The 18517-nt window shown below is 72.3% G+C and carries 15 protein-coding genes; 6 read left to right on the top strand and 9 right to left on the bottom strand.

The features are described from left to right. From KBX37_RS18595 to KBX37_RS18575, 5 genes are all read right to left on the bottom strand, one after another. The gene (locus tag KBX37_RS18595) at window positions 1–393 is read right to left on the bottom strand and encodes a YciI family protein (protein WP_247658405.1); all 393 of its coding nucleotides are present in this window, start codon (window positions 391–393) and stop codon (window positions 1–3) included. Window positions 394–506: 113 nt separating this feature from the next. Next, on the bottom strand, window positions 507–2723 hold the full coding sequence (locus KBX37_RS18590; protein ID WP_210777212.1) for an alpha-galactosidase: 2217 nt from the start codon (window positions 2721–2723) through the stop codon (window positions 507–509). Window positions 2724–2896: 173 nt separating this feature from the next. Beyond that, window positions 2897–3808, bottom strand: a complete 912-nt coding sequence (locus tag KBX37_RS18585) for a carbohydrate ABC transporter permease (RefSeq protein WP_210777211.1) — start codon at window positions 3806–3808, stop codon at window positions 2897–2899. Then, the gene (locus KBX37_RS18580) at window positions 3805–4647 is read right to left on the bottom strand and encodes a sugar ABC transporter permease (RefSeq protein ID WP_307849116.1); all 843 of its coding nucleotides are present in this window, start codon (window positions 4645–4647) and stop codon (window positions 3805–3807) included. The genes KBX37_RS18585 and KBX37_RS18580 overlap by 4 nt, the downstream gene beginning before the upstream one ends. Before the next feature lie 154 nt (window positions 4648–4801). Beyond that, the gene (locus tag KBX37_RS18575) at window positions 4802–6127 is read right to left on the bottom strand and encodes an ABC transporter substrate-binding protein (protein ID WP_210777210.1); all 1326 of its coding nucleotides are present in this window, start codon (window positions 6125–6127) and stop codon (window positions 4802–4804) included. Between the two features lie 278 nt (window positions 6128–6405). On the opposite strand from KBX37_RS18575, the gene KBX37_RS18570 reads away from it, so the two are divergent. Both KBX37_RS18570 and KBX37_RS18565 read left to right on the top strand, forming a co-directional pair. Further along, window positions 6406–8442, top strand: coding sequence for a beta-galactosidase (locus tag KBX37_RS18570; RefSeq protein WP_210777209.1), 2037 nt, complete (start codon window positions 6406–6408; stop codon window positions 8440–8442). A gap of 40 nt (window positions 8443–8482) precedes the next feature. Further along, window positions 8483–9259 (top strand): DeoR/GlpR family DNA-binding transcription regulator, encoded by a 777-nt coding sequence (locus KBX37_RS18565; RefSeq protein ID WP_210777208.1) that lies wholly within the window; start codon window positions 8483–8485, stop codon window positions 9257–9259. Window positions 9260–9308: 49 nt separating this feature from the next. Here the strand turns inward: KBX37_RS18565 and KBX37_RS18560 are convergent, their stop codons facing one another. Beyond that, window positions 9309–10205 (bottom strand): LysR substrate-binding domain-containing protein, encoded by an 897-nt coding sequence (locus KBX37_RS18560; protein WP_307849115.1) that lies wholly within the window; start codon window positions 10203–10205, stop codon window positions 9309–9311. A gap of 80 nt (window positions 10206–10285) precedes the next feature. Between KBX37_RS18560 and KBX37_RS18555 the strand changes: the two genes are divergently transcribed. The 3 genes from KBX37_RS18555 (at window position 10286) to KBX37_RS18545 (ending at window position 12680) form a co-directional block, all read left to right on the top strand. Continuing rightward, window positions 10286–11137: an NAD(P)-dependent oxidoreductase gene (locus KBX37_RS18555; RefSeq protein ID WP_210777206.1), complete on the top strand. Its 852-nt coding sequence runs from the start codon at window positions 10286–10288 to the stop codon at window positions 11135–11137. Further along, window positions 11134–11541 carry a RidA family protein gene (locus KBX37_RS18550; protein WP_210777205.1) on the top strand — a complete coding sequence of 136 codons (408 nt, stop codon included), beginning with the start codon at window positions 11134–11136 and terminating at the stop codon, window positions 11539–11541. The genes KBX37_RS18555 and KBX37_RS18550 overlap by 4 nt, the downstream gene beginning before the upstream one ends. A gap of 182 nt (window positions 11542–11723) precedes the next feature. Further along, window positions 11724–12680, top strand: coding sequence for a sporulation protein (locus KBX37_RS18545; RefSeq protein WP_210777236.1), 957 nt, complete (start codon window positions 11724–11726; stop codon window positions 12678–12680). A gap of 68 nt (window positions 12681–12748) precedes the next feature. Here the strand turns inward: KBX37_RS18545 and KBX37_RS18540 are convergent, their stop codons facing one another. After that, the gene (locus tag KBX37_RS18540) at window positions 12749–13126 is read right to left on the bottom strand and encodes a hypothetical protein (RefSeq protein WP_210777204.1); all 378 of its coding nucleotides are present in this window, start codon (window positions 13124–13126) and stop codon (window positions 12749–12751) included. Window positions 13127–13318: 192 nt separating this feature from the next. Beyond that, entirely contained in the window at window positions 13319–15358 is a 2040-nt protein-coding gene (locus tag KBX37_RS18535; protein ID WP_307849114.1) for a glycerophosphodiester phosphodiesterase family protein, read from the bottom strand. A gap of 174 nt (window positions 15359–15532) precedes the next feature. Between KBX37_RS18535 and KBX37_RS18530 the strand changes: the two genes are divergently transcribed. Next, complete coding sequence (locus KBX37_RS18530) at window positions 15533–15955, top strand: hypothetical protein (RefSeq protein WP_210777202.1); 423 nt, start codon at window positions 15533–15535, stop codon at window positions 15953–15955. A 107-nt stretch (window positions 15956–16062) separates the two neighbouring features. Here KBX37_RS18530 and KBX37_RS18525 read toward each other — a convergent pair whose 3' ends face one another. Continuing rightward, the gene (locus KBX37_RS18525; protein WP_210777201.1) at window positions 16063–18357 is read right to left on the bottom strand and encodes an AAA family ATPase; all 2295 of its coding nucleotides are present in this window, start codon (window positions 18355–18357) and stop codon (window positions 16063–16065) included. Window positions 18358–18517: the final 160 nt, after the last annotated feature.

Raw genomic sequence — 18517 nt, 5'->3', positions numbered from 1 at the left:
TCACATCTCCTGCGGCGGTGCCGACATCACCGGGTGGACCTCGATCGGCATGTTGAGCGGCCGACCGCCGGGGCCGGGCGCGGTGGAGATGTGCGCGGCGATCTCGACCGCCCGCTGCGGGGTCTCGCAGTCGACGATCCACCAGCCGGCGAGGAACTCCTTGGTCTCGGCGAACGGCCCCTCGGTGACCACCGGCGCGCCGCCCGCGCCGGCCCGGACGATCCGCGCCTGCTGCGGTCCGCCCAGTCCCTCGCCCTGGACCCACTCGCCGTCGGCGGCGAGCTTGCCGTTCACCTCCTGCATGAACGCGATGTGCGCGGCGATCTCGTCCGGCGTCCAGGTGTCGATCGAGGGGAAGTCGGTCCCGGCGGCGCTGAACTGCATCAGCAGCATGTACTTCACGGCTGGCTCCTCACGTCCGAGCACCGATTCTCGGTGCTTGCACCCGTAGGTAGAAGCCGCCGCCCCGGTTCTCGACATCCGTCCCGAAGATTTTCCGAACTTTCTCAGTCGACCGCGGTGGCCTCCAGCAGCAGCGCCTGTTCCGGGTGCAGCGCCGGCAGTTGCACCCCGACCGTGCCCAGCACCGCCCCGCTCAGGGTGACCCCCTTCGGCAGCCAGCCCGGCTCGGCCAGCTGCAGCACCGCTGGCTCCGGCAGGCCCGCCGGCGGGCGTACCGCGTAGCGGCGGGCCGGGTCCAGGCCCGGCAGGCGTACCGCCCCGGGCACCTGCGTGGCGGAGGTGGTCAGCCGGGACACCGCGTACACCGCCTGGGAGCCGTCGTGGGCGATGACGCCGTGGGCCTGCACGGCCGGGTCGGGGTGGTCGACCCGGACCACCCGGCCGGAGTGCAGCAGCGGGCGGAGCCGCTTGTGCAGCGCGACCCAGGCGGCCAGCTCGGCGCGCTGCGCGGCGTCGACCGATCCGATGTCCCACTCGATGCCGTGGTGGCCGAAGAGCGCGGTGACGGCCCGGAAGCCCAGGTCGTGCAGCCGGTGGGTGGTGTGCGAGCGCTCCGGCCCGATGTGGGTGCCGACCAGCTCGGGCGGGAGCAGCAGCCCGGTCCAGCGTTGGATGGCGAGCCGTTCCAGGGCATCGTTGCAGTCGCTGGCCCAGACCCGGTCGGTGCGGCGCAGGATCTCCAGGTCGACCCGCGCCCCGCCGGAGGAGCAGCTCTCGATCTCCACGCCCGGATGCCGGCGGCGCAGCTCGTCGAGCAGCCGGTAGACCGCCACGGTCTGCGCGTGCACCCCCGGCCGGCCCCGGTGCCCGGCCTCGGTGAGGTCGCGGTTGTGGTCCCACTTGAGGTACGCGATGCCCGGGTGCCCGGTGAGCAGCGCGTCGAGCCGGCCGAGCAGGTGGTCGTACGCCGCCGGGTGGGCCAGGTCGAGCACCTGCTGGTGGCGCCACTCGGGCGGTAGCCGGCCGGGCACGGCGAGCACCCAGTCCGGGTGGGCGCGGAACAGGTCGGAGTCGGGATTGACCATCTCCGGCTCGACCCAGAGCCCGAACTGCATCCGGTGCCCGCGCACGTGGTCGATCAGCGGTTGCAGCCCGTCCGGCCAGACCCCGTCGTCGACGTACCAGTCACCCAGGCCGGCCCGGTCGTGCCGGCGGCCCCGGAACCAGCCGTCGTCGAGCACGAACCGCTCCACGCCCACCTCGGCGGCCCGGTCGGCCAGCGCGGTGAGCCGGGCCAGGTCGTGGTCGAAGTAGACGGCCTCCCAGACGTTCAGGGTGACCGGTCGGGGCGAGCCCGGGTGCCCGGGCCGGGCCCGCAGGTGGCGGTGCAGCACGTCGCTGAGCCCGTCCAGGCCGGCGGCGGAGTGCACGGCGTACAGCAGGGGAGTGGCGTAGTCCTCGCCGGGGGCGAGCACGATCTCACCGGGGGCGAGGAGTTCCCCGCCGCCCAGGGTGGACTCGCCGGTGGGCCGGCGTTCGGCGACGGTGAGGTGGTCGCCGCTCCAGGCGGTGTGCACCGCCCACACCTCGCCGTGGCCGAAGCCGAAGCCGGGCGTGCCGGCCACCAGCAGCAGCGTGGCGTCGTGCCCGGTCCGCCCGTGCCGGCCCTCCCGCACCCAGGCGCCCATCGGCCACGGGTGCCGCTGCGGCGCGCGTTCCCGACACCAGCGTCCGGTGAGGTCGAGCAGTTCGGTGGCGACCGCCGGGACCGGCAGCACCGGGGTCAGCTCGCGCAGCTCATAGGGGGCGTCGCCGTCGTTGCGCAGCCGGTGCCGCAGCGTCAGCAGGCCATGCGCGTCCAGCGTGATCTCGATGGTCAGCGACAGTGCCGCGCCGGGGTCCGACGCCCGCACGGTCACCCGCGCCGCGCCGGACTCGTCGGGCTTGCTGTCTTCCTCGGATACGACCACCGAATCGCCACCCAGCGCCACGCGGCCCGGGTCAGGGCCACCGTCCGACACGTCGAGCCCGTCGAGGCGGAAGGCGGTCGACCAGTGCCGTCCGTTGCGGTGTCCGGCCAGCCCCGGACGGCCGCTCCAGCCGGCACTGGCTTCGGGCAGCAGGGACAGCACGGTGGGCGCGTCGAAGCTGCTCGGCACGACCGGCGGGATGGTGGCGTCGACCAGCGCGGGCAGGTCGTCGGCGGGCAGCGGGCCCAGGTCGGCGCCCCAGTGCACGACCCGGGGCAGGCCCGGGCCGCGCCCGTCGAGCACCAAACTGGTCCGCGCTCGACGCACGTGGATGACGGTCGGATTCGTCATGGCCGTTCATCTCTCCGTAAGGGGCACGCCGGTGTCCGTCGCTGTCCGTGACGGGACCGGGCGGCCGAATCGCAATGAGCGATATGCCTGTCAGTCATGTTTATGCCTGACAGGCATATCGCTCCTCCGAATGTCCATTGGGCGTGAGCCGGATGCCCGGGCGGCCGGCGAGGTCAGCCCTTCGAGGCGCCGAGGGTCAGCCCCCGGACGAACTGCTTCTGGAGCAGGAAGAAGATCACCAACGTGGGGATGGCGACCAGCACCGAGCCGGCCGAGACCAGGTTGTTGTCGGTGAAGAACTCGCCGCGCAGGTTGTTCAGCGAGCTGGTCACCGGGAACTTGTCGCCGCTGCGCATCAGCACGGTGGCCCAGAAGAACTCGTTGTAGATCCAGGTGACCTCCAGGGTGGCCAGCGCCGCCAGGGCCGGCCGGCACAGTGGCATGGTCACCTGCCAGTACTGCCGCCAGACGCTCGCGCCGTCGACCATCGCCGCCTCGTACAGGTCGCGGGGGAGGGCCTTCATGTAGTTGCTCAGCACGAAGACGCAGAAGCCGCACTGGAAGGCGACGTTGACCAGGATCAGTCCCCAGTAGCTGTCGTAAAGCAGCTCCGAGTCGCTCATGAACTCCGGCAGCGGCACCTCGGTGAAGAGCCGGAACAGCGGGATCAGCAGCGCCTGCTGGGGCAGCAGGTTGGCCGCGGTGAAGAGCCCGAGCAGGACGATGTTGAGTTTCCAGCTGAACCGGGCGATCACGAACGCCACGCAGGAGGCCAGGAAGAGCGTCAGCAGCACCGCCGGGACGGTGATCCAGACCGAGTTGAGGAAGTGCTTGCCGAACTCGGCGGTCTGCCAGGCGGTGACGTAGTTGTCGAAGGTCCAGCCGCCGAGCGAGGCGTACCCGTTCGCGGCGGTGTAGTCGTACGACCGGAGCGAGCTCAGCACCGCCCAGATGATCGGGAAGAGCCACCCGATCGCCACCGCACCCAGGAACAGGTGCAGGGCCACCCGGGCCGGCCGCAGCGGCGCGCGGCGCTTCGTCGGGGCGTCGGCCGCCGGCTCGCGGGTCATGGTCGACGCGCTCATCGCCGGTCCTCCCTCATCACGGTGGCCAGGTAGATGGTGATGAAGACCAGGGAGACCACCAGCATGATCGTCGCCAGTGCGGAGCCGAAGCCGATCCGGCTGGCCTCACCCACCACGTTCTGCGTGACCAGCGCGGAGAGCAGTTCCAGGCCGTTGCGGCCCTTGTTGATGACCCAGACCAGGTCGAACGCACGCAGCGACTCGATCACCGTCACCACCAGCACGATGATGTTGATGGGCCGCATCACCGGGAAGACCACCCGGAAGAAGGTGCTGGTCTCCGAGGCGCCGTCGACGGCGGCGGCCTCGCGCAGCGACGGGTCGACGCCCTTCAGGCCGGCCAGGTAGAGCAGCATGATGTAGCCGACGTGCCGCCACCCGGCGGCGAACAGCACCGCCCAGATGTTGACGTTCGGGTCGCCGTACCAGTCGGTGTCGCCGCCGAGCACGGCGTTGAGCAGGCCCTGGTCGCGGGAGTAGATGAGCTGCCAGACGAAGCCGATCAGCGCCAGCGAGAGCACCACCGGCAGGTAGAGCGCGGTCTGGTAGAAGCGGCTGCCGCGGATCTCCTTGTCCAGCAGCACGGCGAGGAACATCCCGAACGGGGTGGCGACCACGAAGAGCGCCGCCAGCCAGAGCAGGTTGTTCTGCACCGCCGGCACGAACGGCGGGTAGATGTTGACCACGTCGGAGTAGTTGCGACCGCCCACCCACTCGATCTCGCTGAGCGGGCCGATGCCGTCCCAGTCGGTGCCGGAGAGGGCCACGGTGGCCAGCGCCGGCAGCCACACCAGCGCGACGACGAGCAGCAGCGGTACGAGCACCATCAGCGTGATCACCACGCGGTCGGTGCGGGACAGGAGCCGTAGCCGGCGGCCGCGCCCACCCCGGGTGGGGGGCCGCGCCCGGGGCGGGGGTGGCGGCCGGCGACGGCACGGCGCGATCCGCTTGGATCAGGGGCAGGTCGGACACGAGGTCCTCCCCCTCTCGCCGTCAGCTGGTGAAGATCGACTTCTTCTGGTTCTCGATGCTGTTCAGCAGCCCGTCGATGTCCTTCGGGTTCTTGATGAACTGCTGGAGCGCCGGAATGATCACAGTGGAGGCGAAGTCCGGCCGGGTGTCACGGTCGAGGAACTGGGCGATCTCGGTGGCCGAGCCGACCAGCTCGGCGGCCTTCTTCTGCAGGGCGGTGTAGCCGCCGGTGTCGGCGCCGCCGTTGGCCACCAGGGTGCTGGGGTCGTTCTTCACGGTGATGTCCGCGGCGGCCTTCGAGCCGACGTACTCCAGCAGCTTCTTGGCGTTCGCCTCGGACTTCGGCTTGCGGGCCATCATGTAGCCGTCGATCGGCGCGTCCAGGGCCTTCGCCCCGATCGTCGAGTCGACCTCCGGGAAGGTGAAGAAGTCCAGGTCGTCCTGCTCGTCGTTGCTGAACTGCTGGGCGACGAAGAGGCCGAGCAGGTACATGCCGCTCTTCTTCTGCTGCAACGACTGGGCGGCCTCCTGCCAGGTGCGGCCCAGGCTGTCGGCCTGGTGCAGCGGCAGCAGCCCGTTCCAGGCGTCGAAGACCTTCTTCACCTTGTCGGAGGTCCAGGCCTCCTTGCCGGCCATCAGGTCGACGTGGAACTGGTAGCCGTTGATCCGCAGGTTGAGGATGTCGAAGGTGCCCATCGCCGGCCAGCCGTCCTTGTCGGCGAAGGCGATCGGGGTGAGGCCGTCCTTCTTCATCTGCGCGCCGACGGCGTTGAGGTCGTCGAGCGTCTTGGGCACCTGGTACCCGCGCTGCTGCCAGACGGACTTGCGGTAGAAGACGGCCCACGGGTAGTACGACGACGGCACGAAGTACTGCTTGCCGTCGTCGCCGGTGGAGGCCTTCTTGAACGCGTCGGAGTAGCCGGAGAGCTTGCCCCAGACGTCGCTGAGGTCGCCGGCCAGCCCCTTGGCGGCGAAGAACCGCATCCGGTAGCCGGCGAACCACATGAACACGTCGTCCGGCTTGCCCTGCAGGTAGTTGTTGATGTTCTCCTGGAACGTGTTGTGGTCGACCGTGTTGACCTTCGGCTCGATGCCGGACGCCGTCTGGAAGCCGGTCATCACCTTGGCGATGACCTCCTTCGGCTTCGGGTCCGACTGGTTCGAGCCGATCGACACGGTCTTGCTGGCCGAGCCGGAGTCCGAGTCGGAGCCGCAGCCGGCCAGCAGGCCGGTGCCGAGCAGCGCGCCCGCGCCCGCGCCGGCGAGCAGCGAGCGCCGCCCGATGCCGGCGACGGAGGGCGGTACGAGCCGGGCGAGGTACTCGCCTTCGGTACGGGGACGGGACATGGTGCCTCCTGCGGATGAAGAGGTGCGGCGCCCAAGGGTGGTCAGTGCTGGCGGTGCCGGCGTGTCCGTGAATGCCAACACAGATTCACCGAGATCCAACATTGGCGAACAAGAACAGCCGGTGGCGCTTGAAGCTACCCCTCCGTGCAGCCGTGTCAAGAGGGCTGCTGGGGATCGATACCGCAGTGTTGACAAGGGATCCCGTTGGTAAACGTTGGAAACGAGTCGATGTTGGAAAGTGTTGACTTGCGCAGTCATCGGGGGCACTCTCTGCACTCATGCGGCAGCACGGCACCTGGCAGGGCGACGGCATCTTCTACGGCGCGGACTACAACCCGGAGCAGTGGCCGGAGGAGGTCTGGGCCGAGGACGTGGCGCTGATGCGCCGCGCCGGCGTCGACCTGGTCTCGGTCGGCATCTTCTCCTGGGCCCTGCTCGAACCGACCCCCGGCCGGTACGAGTTCGGCTGGCTGGACCGGGCCCTCGACGTCCTGCACGACGGCGGCGTCAACGTGGACCTGGCCACCGCCACCGCCAGCCCGCCGCCGTGGCTGGCCCACCGGCACCCGGAGACGCTGCCCCGCACCGCCGACGGCACGGTGCTGTGGCCTGGCGGGCGGCAGGCGTACTGCCCCAGCTCGCCCATCTTCCGGGAGCGTTCGCTCGCCCTGGTCGAGGCGGTCGCCGGCCGGTACGCCGAGCACCCCGCCGTGGTGATGTGGCACATCTCCAACGAGCTGGGCTGCCACAACGTGCACTGCTACTGCGACGTCAGCGCCGAGGCGTTCCGCCACTGGCTGCGCGAGCGCTACGGCGACCTGGACACCCTCAACGCCGCCTGGGGCACCACCTTCTGGAGCCAGCGGTACGGCGACTGGGCCGAGATCAACCCGCCGCGCAGCGCGCCGACCTTCGCCAACCCCACCCAGCAGCTGGACTTCCTACGCTTCTCCTCCGACGAGCAGCGGGCCCAGCTGCGCGCCGAGCGGGAGGTGCTCGCCCGGCTGGTCCGGCAGCCGGTCACCACGAACTTCATGATCGGCACCGGGATCAAGTACCTGGACTACCACTCCTGGGCGTCCGACGTGGACGTGGTCTCCAACGACCACTACCTCACCGCCGCCGACCCGCTGTCGCACCTCGGGCTGGCGCTCGCCGCCGACCACACCCGCGGCGTCGCCGGCGGCGACCCGTGGCTGCTGATGGAGCACTCCACCAGCGCGGTCAACTGGCAGCCGCGCAACGTCGCCAAGACCCCCGGCCAGCTGCGCCGCAACAGCCTCGCGCACGTGGCGCGCGGCGCAGACGGGGTGCTGTTCTTCCAGTGGCGGGCCTCCCGCGCCGGGGCGGAGAAGTTCCACTCCGCGCTGGTGCCGCACGCCGGCCCGGACACCAAGGTGTTCCGCGAGGTGTGCCAGCTCGGCGCCGACCTGAAGGCCCTCGCCGAGGTGCGCGGCAGCCGGGTCGACGCCGAGGTGGCGATCCTGTTCGACTGGGAGGCCTGGTGGGGGGTCGAGCTCGACTCACACCCCAGCGTCGACGTCACCTACGTCGACCGGCTCCAGGCGCTGTACGGCGCGCTCTGGCGGGCCGGCGTCACCACCGACGTGGTGCACCCCTCGGCCGACCTCAGCGGCTATCAGCTGGTCCTCGTGCCGACCCTCTACCTGGTCCGCGACGCCGACGCCGAGGCCCTGCACCGCTACGTCGACGGTGGCGGCACCGCCCTGGTCACCTACTTCAGTGGCATCGTCGACGAGCACGACCACATCCGCCTCGGCGGGTACCCGGGGGCGTTCCGCGACCTGCTCGGCGTCCGCACCGAGGAGTTCTTCCCGCTGCGCGAGGGCGAGCGGGTACGCCTCGACGACGGTGCCACCGCCGGCGTGTGGACCGAGTGGCTGCACCCGGAGGGCGCCGAGGTGCTCGCCTCGTACGCCGACGGGCCGCTGCCCGGCGTCGCCGCCCTCACCCGGCACCGGGTGGGCCGGGGCACCGCCTGGTACGTCGGCACCCGGCTGGACGAGGCGGCCACCGACCGGCTGGTGGCCCGGCTGCTCGCCGAGGCCGGGGCGCGCCCCCCGGTGGCCGCGCCGACCGGCGTCGAGGTGGTCCGCCGCCGCGACGGCGACCGCTCCTGGCTCTTCGTCATCAACCACACCGACGCCGAGGTCCGGCTCGACGTCACCGGCACCGAGCTGCTCGGCGGCGCACGCTGCACCGGTGAACTGCGCGTGCCGGCCGGCGAGGTGGCGGTGGTCCGGGAGGGACACGCCGGTCCGGTCCCGCTCGGCGAGCCGACGGCGACGGCCTGACCTGCGTACCGTTTCCCCGTCCGCCCGGTTAGGAGGCTCGATGCTCGCCCAGCAACGGCAGACCGCCATCCTGGAACTGATCCGGCAGCGCGGCGGCGTGCGGGTCAGCCACCTGGTGAGCCGGTTCGGGGTCTCCGACATGACCATCCGGCGGGACCTGGAGGTGCTCGCCGAGCGGGGGCTGATCGACAAGGTGCACGGCGGGGCGACCCTGGCCGGGCCCGGCTCGGCCGAGGAGCCCGGCTTCGCCGCCAAGTCGATCCGCCAGCAGGGGGAGAAGCGGGCCATCGCCGAGCACGCCGCCGGCATGGTGGAGCCCGGCATGGCGATCGCCCTCTCCGCCGGTACGACCACCGCCGCGCTGGCCACCATGCTCGCCGACGTACGCGGGCTGACCGTGGTGACCAACTCGATCCCGGTCGCCGACGCGCTCTACCAGAACCCGCGCGCCGACCAGACCGTGGTGCTCACCGGCGGGATCCGCACCCCGTCGGACGCGCTGACCGGGCCGGTCGCCGAGGCGGCGATCAGTTCCCTCAACGTCGACCTGCTCTTCCTCGGCGTGCACGGGATGAGCCCGCGGACCGGCTTCACCACGCCCAACCTGCTGGAGGCGGCGGTCAACCGGCGGCTGATCAGCGCCGCCCGGCGGCTGGTCGTGTTGGCCGACCACACCAAGTGGGAGACCATCGGCATCGCCACCATCGCCCCGCTGGAGGAGGCCGACGTGCTGATCACCGACGCCAAGCTGCCGCCGGAGGGGCGCCGGCAGGTCGGCGAGCAGGTCGGCGAGCTGGTCGTCGTCGAGGCCGACTGACCCGCGTCCTCCCGGCCACCGGGCCACGTCGGACGGCCCGGCGCGGACGTCACCTGAGACCGGCCGCTGCCGTGTCGAGGTGGGTGAGGAACCGCCGTACCGCCGGAGGTCGGCTGCGGCCGGCGACGGTGGCGGCGAAGATCCGCCGGACGGACGCGTCGTCGGGGTGTACGCGCAGCAGCGCCAGATCGGGCGGGGCGGCCCGGACGGCCAGGGCCGGGACCAGTGCGACGCCCAGGCCGGCCGCCACACAGCCGAGCTTGCCGGTCCACTCCGCTGCCACGATGTCGATCCTGGGTCGGAAGCCGGTGGGCAGGGTGGCGCGCAGCAGGGTCTCCTCCGCGGTGGCCGAACCGGCGATGAACGCCTCGTCGGCCAGCTCGCGCAGCCGGACGGTGCGCCGTCGGGCGAGCCGGTGCGTCCGGGGCACCGCCACCAGCAGGGCCTCATCGAGGAGGTGGTGCAGGTCGACCCGCTCGCTGTCCAGCGGCTGATCCGGTGCGGCGCTGAGCACCGCCACGTCGGCGTCGCCGTCGACGAGGCGTTCCAGCAGACCGGACGTCAGCCCCTCGACCAGGGAGAGGGCCACGTCGGGATGGTCGGAGCGGAACGTGGCCAGAGCGCGCGGCACGAGCGCGGCGACGGCCGTGGGAAAGGCGCCGACCCGGAGCCGGCCGGCGGTCAGGTCGCGCAGTGCGGCCATGTCCCGACGCGCGGTGTCGAGCCGGTCGAGCACCGCCGTGGCATGGCCGAGCAGGCACCGGCCGTGCTCGGTGAGGGCGACGCCACGGGGCAACCGGTCGAACAGCGGGCAGCCCATGTCGGCTTCCAGCGCGGCGATCTGCCGGGACACCGCCGACTGGGTGTAGCGCAGGGTCCGGGCCGCGGCCGTGATGGAGCCGTGCTCGGCGACGGTGCGGAAGACCCGAAGGGTGTGTGGCTGCACCGAGCCATGCTTGCACCGCATGGCGGAGATGCCAAACAGTCGCTGGTCGCATGAGTGACATCCGCCTAACGTTGCCGGTCATGGACGCCATCGCACTGCTGGGCACGGGCACGATGGGTACGGCGCTCGGCCGCCGGCTGCTGGCCACCGGGCACTGGCTCACCGTCTGGAACCGCACCGCCGAACGCACCGGGCCGCTCGTCGACGCCGGTGCCCGGGCCGCCGCCAACCCGGCGGAGGCCGTCCGGGACGCCGATGTGGTGATCACCATGCTCACCGATGCGACCGCCGTGCGGGAGGTGCTGTTCGGCGTCGACGGGGCGGCGGCCGCCCTGCGCACGGGCGCCCACCTTGTCGAGATGTCCACGATCGGCCCGCCGGCCGTCCGCGAGCTGGCCGAGCGGCTGCCGCGGGGCGTACGGCTCGTGGGCGCGCCGGTCGCCGGCAGCGCGGGCGCGGCGCAGGCGGGTCGGCTCGTGGTGCTGGCCGGTGGCGAGGAGGCAGCCGTGGACCGGGTCGCTCCGGTGCTGGCGAGCCTGGGCACGCTGCGCCGCTGCGGTGGCGTCGGCGCCGGCGCCGCGATGAAGCTGGTGCTCAACACCGCCCTGCTCACGGCGGTCGCGGCGGTCGCCGACGCGCTGGCCGTTGCCGACGCGGTGGGCGTGGATCGCCGCACGGCGTGGGAGGCGCTCGCCACCGGACCGCTCGGCGGCGCGGTCGCCCGCGCGAGCGCCACCGACGCCGCATTCGCCGTCGCGCTGGCCGCCAAGGACGCCCGGCTCGCTCTCGACGCGCTCGGAGACGTGCCGGCACCCGTGCTGAGCGCCAGCGCGTCCGTGCTGGCGGCCGCGTTGCGGCCCGACGCCGACATCGCCACCCTCACCGACGTACGTCCCGCGGACGTCGCCACCCCTGACAAGGAGAAGTTGTGACCGTCACCTTGGACAACCCCGCGACCGTGTCGGCGCCGTTCGGCGACCGGTTCGCCCACGTGGCCCGCCTCGACCTGGCGGGCGGTGCGCTGCTCGTGCTCTCCGGCCAGGTCGCGGTGGACGACGACGGCGCCGTGGTGGCACCCGGCGATGTCCGGGCGCAGGCCGAACGGATCTTCGAGCTGATCGGTGCCCTGCTGGCCGCGCACGGCGCCACGTTCGCCGACGTCATGCACGTCCGCACGTTCATGACCGACTTCGGTGACCTGGCCGGCTACGCCGCCGTCCGCCGCCGGTACTTTCCGGACGCCAAGCCGGCCAGCACCACCGTGGAGGTGCGCCGGCTCTTTCTGGACGGCGCGGTGTTGGAGGTCGAGGTGACCGCCGCGGTGACCGGCGGCTGAATCGCCCACCGGCGGCGCCACGGCGCCGTCCATGACGGTGTTCCTCGCAGCCGGCGTCGGTCGCGCTGGGGTGATCCTCCGCGGCGGCGTTTCCCAGGCAGCTCACAGTCGTCCGAGCTAGGGTGCCCTCGGTAACCGTGCGCTCCGTGGTGGAGCGCGTGTGGCGGGAAGCGGGAGTTCCGATGGTCTTCAAGAAGATGCTGAGCGCGTTCGGTGTGGGTGGGCCCAGCGTCGACACGGTCCTGGCCAACCCGAACACCCGGCCGGGCCTGACCCTCGACGGGCAGGTCAACCTCGTCGGCGGCGACGCCCCGGCGAACATCGAGCAGATCACCGTCGGCCTGGTCACCCGGGTGGAGATCGAGAGCGGCGACACCGAGTACGCCGGCATCATGGAGTTCCAGCGGATGGCGGTCAGCGGGCCGTTGCAGCTGGCCCCGAAGCAGCAGCTGTCGATCCCGTTCCAGCTGCCGGTGCCGTGGGAGGCCCCGATCACCGACGTCTACGGCCAGCGCCTGCGTGGGATGACGATGGGTCTGCGGACCGAGCTGGCGATCGCCCGGGCGGTCGACAAGAGCGACCTGGACCAGGTCAACATCCACCCGCTGCCGGTGCACGAGCGGATCCTGGAGGCCTTCCAGCGGCTGGGATTCCGGTTCAAGCACGCCGACCTGGAGCGCGGTCACCTCCGCGGCACCCAGCAGACGCTGCCGTTCTACCAGGAGATCGAGTTCTTCGCCGCGCCGCAGTACGCCCAGGCGGTCACCGAGGTCGAGCTGACCTTCGTGACCAGCCCGCACGGCGTCGAGGTGATCCTCGAGTGCGACAAGCGCGGTGGCTTCCTCAGCGCCGGCCACGACGCGTTCGGCCGGTACACCGTCTCGCACGCCGACGCCGACCGGGTCGACTGGGCGCAGGTCGTCGACGGCTGGCTGCGCGAGACCACCTCCCGCTACGGCAGCCTGCGTGCCGCCGGCTTCGGCGCCCCGCACGGGTACGGCCGCCGGGGTCACGGCATGGGCGGCATGGTCGCCGGGGCGGCCCTCGGCGTCGCCGGTGGCCTGGTCGCCGGGGAGATGATCGAGGACGCCTTCGAGGGTGACTTCGGCGGCGGCGACTTCGGCGGCGACTTCGAGTGAGCCGACGCGACGATGGCCCCCGGGACTCATCCCGGGGGCCATCGTTCTCACGGCGTTGATCTCGTGGGTCAGTGACGGGCCTTGCGCTCTTCACTGCTGCGGAAGTTGCTCCCGGCCTTGGCCAGGCCCCGGCTGCCCAGGTAACCGATGGTCAGCAGGGTGATGAAGAACCAGGCCTGCGGGGCGCGGAAGATGTCCACCCCGACCGAGTTCTTACCGACCAGGAACGACGCGGCCAGTATGCCGATCACGCCGGCGATGTAGACCCAGAACTCCGTCGTACGCAGCGAGGGCTTGGTTTCCGTCCCCGGTGCGGGGATCGCCTGCTCGCGGCGCCCGTCGCCCATCATCGGCATCGGACGGGTCGGAGCCTCGGTCATCGCCCGGTTGGGCGCTTCCTGCATCGGCCGGTTGGTAGGCCTGGTGGATGCAGCCTGCGTGCTCATCTGGTCCTCCTCAGGATTTGATGAGTACCTGCACTCCCTCGCCCCGCTACCGCGTTTCGGCCACGGCACGGTTCGCGTTCATGGCGCGGGCAACCTCCGTCTACCCGACGCCCCCGAGAGGTAACACCGGCTCACCAGCGGATTGCGGCCGCCGGTGGCGCCCTGCGGGGAGAGCGCCACCGGCGTGGTACGTCAACGCAGGCCGTTGCGCACGGCCACCCGGACGAGCAGCTCCGGGTCGTCGGTGATGATGCCGTCCACCCCCAGGTCGATCACCCGCTGCATGACCGCCGGGTCGTTGACCGTGTACGGCACGACCGTGAGCCCGTACCGTCGCTGCAGCTCCGGCACCCGAGGGCCGTGGAAGTAGGCCGGGTCCTCCCGCAGGTACCAGTCGGCCGAGGCGACAGTGCCCTGGCCCGGGTCGTGCACCTGCCAGTTGGCGGAGACCGTCGTCGCCCCGGAGTCGCGGACCAGCTTGCCGAGGTCCTGGTGCTGCCACCAGTCCAGGCCGCCGGTCCACGGGCTCCTGACCGAGGAGTCGCCGTCGGCACGCAGCGAGCACTCGTCGGCGAGGGAGGCGCACTCGGCCGGGCCGTACTGCCAGACCAGGGCAACCGTCTCGATGCGCGGGTCCAGCCGGTGGGCGTAGCGGATGGTGCGCCAGTCGAACGACTGGATCGTGGTCCGGCGGGTGAAGCCGGCCCGCTGGATCGCGCCGACCAGCCTGCGGGTGAAGCTCGGGTACGGCTCGGTGTCGTCGACCAGCGGGCTGATCTTCGTCTCCACGTTCAGCCGCACGTCGTCGCGGCCGCTGGCGCGCACCAGGGCGAACACCTCGTCGAGGGTGGGAATCCGGGCGCCGGGCGCGGCGACCTGCGCCGGGAACTCCGGCAACGTCCGCGAGCCGCAGTCGACGGTCTTCAGCTGGGCCAGGGTCAGCTCGTGCACCGGCTCGCCGACATAGGGGAACTGCGGGTCACCCGGGCGGGCCGGCGCGGTGTCGACGCAGTGCGAGCCGTTGACGGTCCGGTCGTGCAGCACCACCAGGTGCCCGTCGGCGGTGACGCCGGTGTCCAGTTCCAGGGTGGAGATCGCCGGGTGCTCCAGCGCGTGGGTGAAGGCGGGCAGGGTGTTCTCCGGGCGGGTGGTCCGGCCGCCGCGGTGCGCCTGGATGTCGAACGGCGAGGCGTACGCCGTGGGCAGTTGCCGGCCGCGGGTGGCCAGCAGGTCTCGGAGCCGGTCCGGGTAGTCGGTGATGAGGCCGTCGACCCCGTCGTCGAGCAGCTTCGCCATGGTCGGCACGTCGTCGACGGTCCACGGGATCACCTTGATCCCGTTACGGTGCGCGTGCTCCACCATGTCCCTGGTGACGTACGGCCGGTAGCCGGAGTCGGTGACGGTGCCGTTCTGCGGGAAGCCGTGCACCGGGGAGAACGCGCTCACGCCGAAGCTGCGCACGGCCCGGATCGGGTCGCCGGCGAAGTCGTCGATGTCCAGGCCGCCGAGCCAGGGCGACGCACCGGGGCGGCCGACCTGGAGGAAGTCGTAGTTGGTCAGGGCGACCAGGGGCAGCCGCGGCTCGACCTGGCGCATCCGCATCAGCGCGCCCCAGTCGAAGCTCTGGACGGTGACCTGCCTGAGCAGCCCGGCGGCACGGACCTCCCGGGCGGTCACCTGGACGAACTGCTCGCGGGGCGCGGTCTCGGTGGGCGCGCCGGCCTCCACCTTGGTCTCCACGTTGAGCGTCACGTCGCCGGCCCGGTAGCGCTTCACCAGGTCGAAGACCTCGCGCAGCAGGGGCATCCGGGCGCCGGGCACGGCCAGCTGGCCGGGCTTGTCCGGCAGGGTCCGGGAGCCGCAGTCGAGGGTGCGCACCTGGGCCAGGGTGAGCGTGTTGACGTATCTGCCGACGTACGGGAACTCCGGGTCCCCGGGGCGCACCGGGGCGGTGTCCACGCACTTGGCGCCGCTGACCCTGCGGTCGTGGGTCACCACGGCCTGGCCGTCCTCGGTGATCTGCACGTCCAGTTCCAGCGTGTCCACGCCGAGCTGCAGGGCGTTGCCGAACGAGGCGAGGCTGTTCTCCACCCGCAGCCCGAGGCCCCCGCGGTGGGCCTGGAGGTCGAAGGTCCGGTCCGGCCCCGGCCGCGCCTCGGCGGGCGCGGCCAGACCGGACGTCACGGTCGCCACCACCAGGGCGGCGATGGCGGTACGGCGCGTTCTGCGCACGCTGTCTCTCCTACGGGGGCGGGCGGTTCCCGCCAACCCGCCGGTCAGCATGGGCAGCGGGAACGGCCGGCAGGCGAGCGGCGGGCGGCCGGCCGGTGAACCGGCGCGGACCGGTTTGGTCGCGGCCTGGCCGGGCAGGCAGTGGATTACCGCCAGATCTGCGAGGTGATGGACGTGCGTGACAACGACACGATGCGGGAGTCCACCCGGCTGGCCGAGGAGCGCCTCACCGCCGGCGTCTACGGCGAGGGTGCCCTGGACGAGGTGACCGTGCCGCAGACGGACGTGCTGCGGGTGATCCAGGAGCAGGATCCGGACGATCCGGCCGACGCCCCGGTCGACCCGAACGTGCTGCGCGACGGCGGCCCGACCCGGGGGCAGGGTGCGATCACCACCACCGGCGGCACCGCCGGCCCGGCCAGCGTGCGCCGGTTGGCCCGCCAGCCGGAGCGACACCGCGGCACGGTCGCCCCGACCACCACCGGCGACGCCACCACGGGCGGCCTGAGCACGCCCGCCGGTGGCTCGACGAGCGACAAGTCCTCGACCGGCTCTCAGGTGGGCAACTTCACCAACGATCGCGCGAACCCCGGCTGACCCGGTCCCGCGACGATCGCGTTGAACAGCGAAGCAGTGGCCTCACCCGCACGGGTGAGGCCACTGCTGTCCACATCGCTCCTCGCCGGCGTAGCCGGCAGCAGGGGTCAGGACGTGGGGCGGAGCACGCCGAGGCGCTGGGTGGCCCGGGTCAGCGCCACGTAGAGGTCGCTGCGCCCGCGCGGGGACTCGGCGACGATGGCGTCCGGGTCGACCACCAGGACGGAGTCGAACTCCAGGCCCTTGGCCTGACCCACGGTCAGCACCACCACCCGGCTCTCCAGCTCCGGCTGCTCGCCGACCGCCGCCTCCGGCAGCGCCTCCACCACCGCGGCGGCCAGCTCGTCGGCCCGGCCCGCCGGCACGATCACCCCGAGCCGCCCGTCGTCCAGCCGGGCGGCCTCCCGGGTGGTCGCCGCCACCAGCTCGCCGGCCAGGCCGGCCGCGTCCACCGCGCGGTCCCACGGTGGTACGCCGCCGGCGCGTACCGAGCGGGGTGGGCGCAGCGCGGGGTCGATCTCGGCGAGCACCTCGGCGGCCACCGCCATGATCTCGGCGGGGGTGCGGTAGCTGACGGTCAGCTCCTCCAGCCGCCAGCGCCGGGCCACGTACGGCTCCAGCGCGTCGGCCCAGGACGGGGTGCCGGCCAGCGCGCCGGTCTGCGCCACGTCACCGACGATGGTCATCGACCGGCTCGGGCAGCGGCGCATCAGCAGCCGCCAGGCCATCGGCGACAGCTCCTGCGCCTCGTCGACGATCACGTGCCCGAACGCCCAGCTCCGGTCGGCGGCGGCCCGCTGCGCGGTGGTCAGCCGGTCGGCCTCCTCCTGCCGCTCCAGCAGCCGGTCGGCGTCGATCAGGTCGGTGACGCCGAGGATCTCGCCACCGTCGGCCTCGTCCTCGACGTCGATCGAGCGGGAGCCCTTCCAGATCTCCAGCACGCCCTCGGCGTACTCGCGCTGGAAGGAGCGGATCCGCTCGCGGCGGGCCGCGGCGGCCCGCTCGTCCTCCCCGAGCAGCTCGGCGGCCTCGTCCAGCAGCGGCACGTCGGCCGGCGTCCAGCCGCCCGGCTCCCGGTGCAGCAGCGCGCGCTCGGCGTCGGTGAGCATCGGCGCGGCCGCGGCGATCCGGTCGGTCGAGGCGTACAGGTCGGCGAGCAGGCGCTGCGGGGTGAGCACCGGCCACAGCTCGTCGAGCGCGGCCCGGATGCCGGGCTCCTCGCGCAGCTCCCGGCGGATCTCGGCGCGGTCGGCCTCCTCCAGCAGGTTCTCCCCGCCCAGCGGGTCGGCGCCGATCCGCTCGGCGATCTGCGCGGCGAGCGCGTGGACGACCTCGACGTCGAACACAGCGCGGGCCAGGTTGTGCGGGCGGCCGGAGCGGCGGGCCCGGTCGCGGGCGTGGCGGACCATCTCCGGGTCGAGTCGCACCGTGTCCCGCTCGATCTCGATCTCCAGCGGCTCGTCGGGCACCCACTGCCGGTCGTGGACCGCGGCGGCCAGCACCTCGGTCATTACCGTCCGCCCCTTGAGCGCCGCCGTCTCGGCCGGTTCGGCGCGCCGCGCGCTGACGCCGGGGAAGAGGTCGCCGGGGGTACGCAGCAGCACGCCCGTTTCGGCCAGCGTGGGCAGCACCTGCGAGATGTAGCGCAGGAAGGTCGCGTTCGGGCCGACCAGCAGCACGCCCCGGCTGGAGAGCTCCCGCCGGTGGGTGTAGAGCAGGTACGCCGCGCGGTGCAGCGCGACGGCGGTCTTGCCGGTGCCGGGGCCGCCCTGCACCACCAGCACGCCCGGCAGGTCGGCCCGGATCACCCGGTCCTGCTCGGCCTGGATGGTCTCCACGATGTCGCGCATCCGCCCGGTCCGGCCGGCGTTGAGCGCGGCGAGCAGGGACGCCTCGCCGGTCAGCTCCTCGTGGGCGGTGGGGGAGGCGGTGGCGAGGTCGAGCACCTCGTCGTTGAGTCCGGTCACCTTCCGCTGCCGGGTACGCAGGTGCCGGCGCCGCTTGACGCCCTGCGGGTTGGCGGCGGTGGCGAGGTAGAACGGCCGGGCGGCGGGGGCCCGCCAGTCCATCAGCAGCGGGTCGTAGTCGCCGGTGGTGTCGAAGATGCCGATCCGGCCGATGTAGTGCCGGGCCCCGTCGATGTCGTCGAGCCGGCCGAAGCAGAGCCCGTTCTCCACGGCGGAGAACTGCTCGACCTGGTCGGCGTACATCTGGACCGCGCTGTCGCGCTGGGACCGGGCCTGCAACGTGCCCCCGGTGGTCCGCAGTTCCTCGGTGAGCCGCTGGGCGGCCTGCTCACGCATGTCGTCCAGCCGGCCGTAGAGCAGCGAGACGTACTCCTGCTCGCGGCCGATCTCGTCGTCGTGCTGCTGCGCGACGGAACCGTCGGATTGCGTTGACAAGCCGTCTCCTCGTCAATTAAGATGGGTCCAGGAATGGCCGTTGTCGCCATTCCTTTTTTGTGTCCGAACTGAGAAAGATACCGCGCCGCGCCCCGCCGCACCAAGCATCCCGGCCGCGGCCACCCACGTCACACCCCCTACCACCCGCCCGTCCCTCGGC

Source organism: Micromonospora sp. U56 (genome assembly GCF_018070095.1).
Taxonomy (GTDB): Bacteria; Actinomycetota; Actinomycetes; order Mycobacteriales; family Micromonosporaceae; genus Micromonospora; species Micromonospora purpureochromogenes.
The sequence above is the reverse complement of the archived record's forward strand: the minus strand, read 5'-3'. Positions and strand labels throughout refer to the sequence as shown.

Coding starts and splice junctions, on each gene's coding strand:
- KBX37_RS18595 (WP_247658405.1), bottom strand. CDS start 393: ATGCTGCTGATGCAGTTCAGCGCCGCCGGGACCGACTTCCCCTCGATC.
- KBX37_RS18590 (WP_210777212.1), bottom strand. CDS start 2,723: ATGACGAATCCGACCGTCATCCACGTGCGTCGAGCGCGGACCAGTTTG.
- KBX37_RS18585 (WP_210777211.1), bottom strand. CDS start 3,808: ATGAGCGCGTCGACCATGACCCGCGAGCCGGCGGCCGACGCCCCGACG.
- KBX37_RS18575 (WP_210777210.1), bottom strand. CDS start 6,127: ATGTCCCGTCCCCGTACCGAAGGCGAGTACCTCGCCCGGCTCGTACCG.
- KBX37_RS18570 (WP_210777209.1), top strand. CDS start 6,406: ATGCGGCAGCACGGCACCTGGCAGGGCGACGGCATCTTCTACGGCGCG.
- KBX37_RS18565 (WP_210777208.1), top strand. CDS start 8,483: ATGCTCGCCCAGCAACGGCAGACCGCCATCCTGGAACTGATCCGGCAG.
- KBX37_RS18555 (WP_210777206.1), top strand. CDS start 10,286: ATGGACGCCATCGCACTGCTGGGCACGGGCACGATGGGTACGGCGCTC.
- KBX37_RS18545 (WP_210777236.1), top strand. CDS start 11,724: ATGGTCTTCAAGAAGATGCTGAGCGCGTTCGGTGTGGGTGGGCCCAGC.
- KBX37_RS18540 (WP_210777204.1), bottom strand. CDS start 13,126: ATGAGCACGCAGGCTGCATCCACCAGGCCTACCAACCGGCCGATGCAG.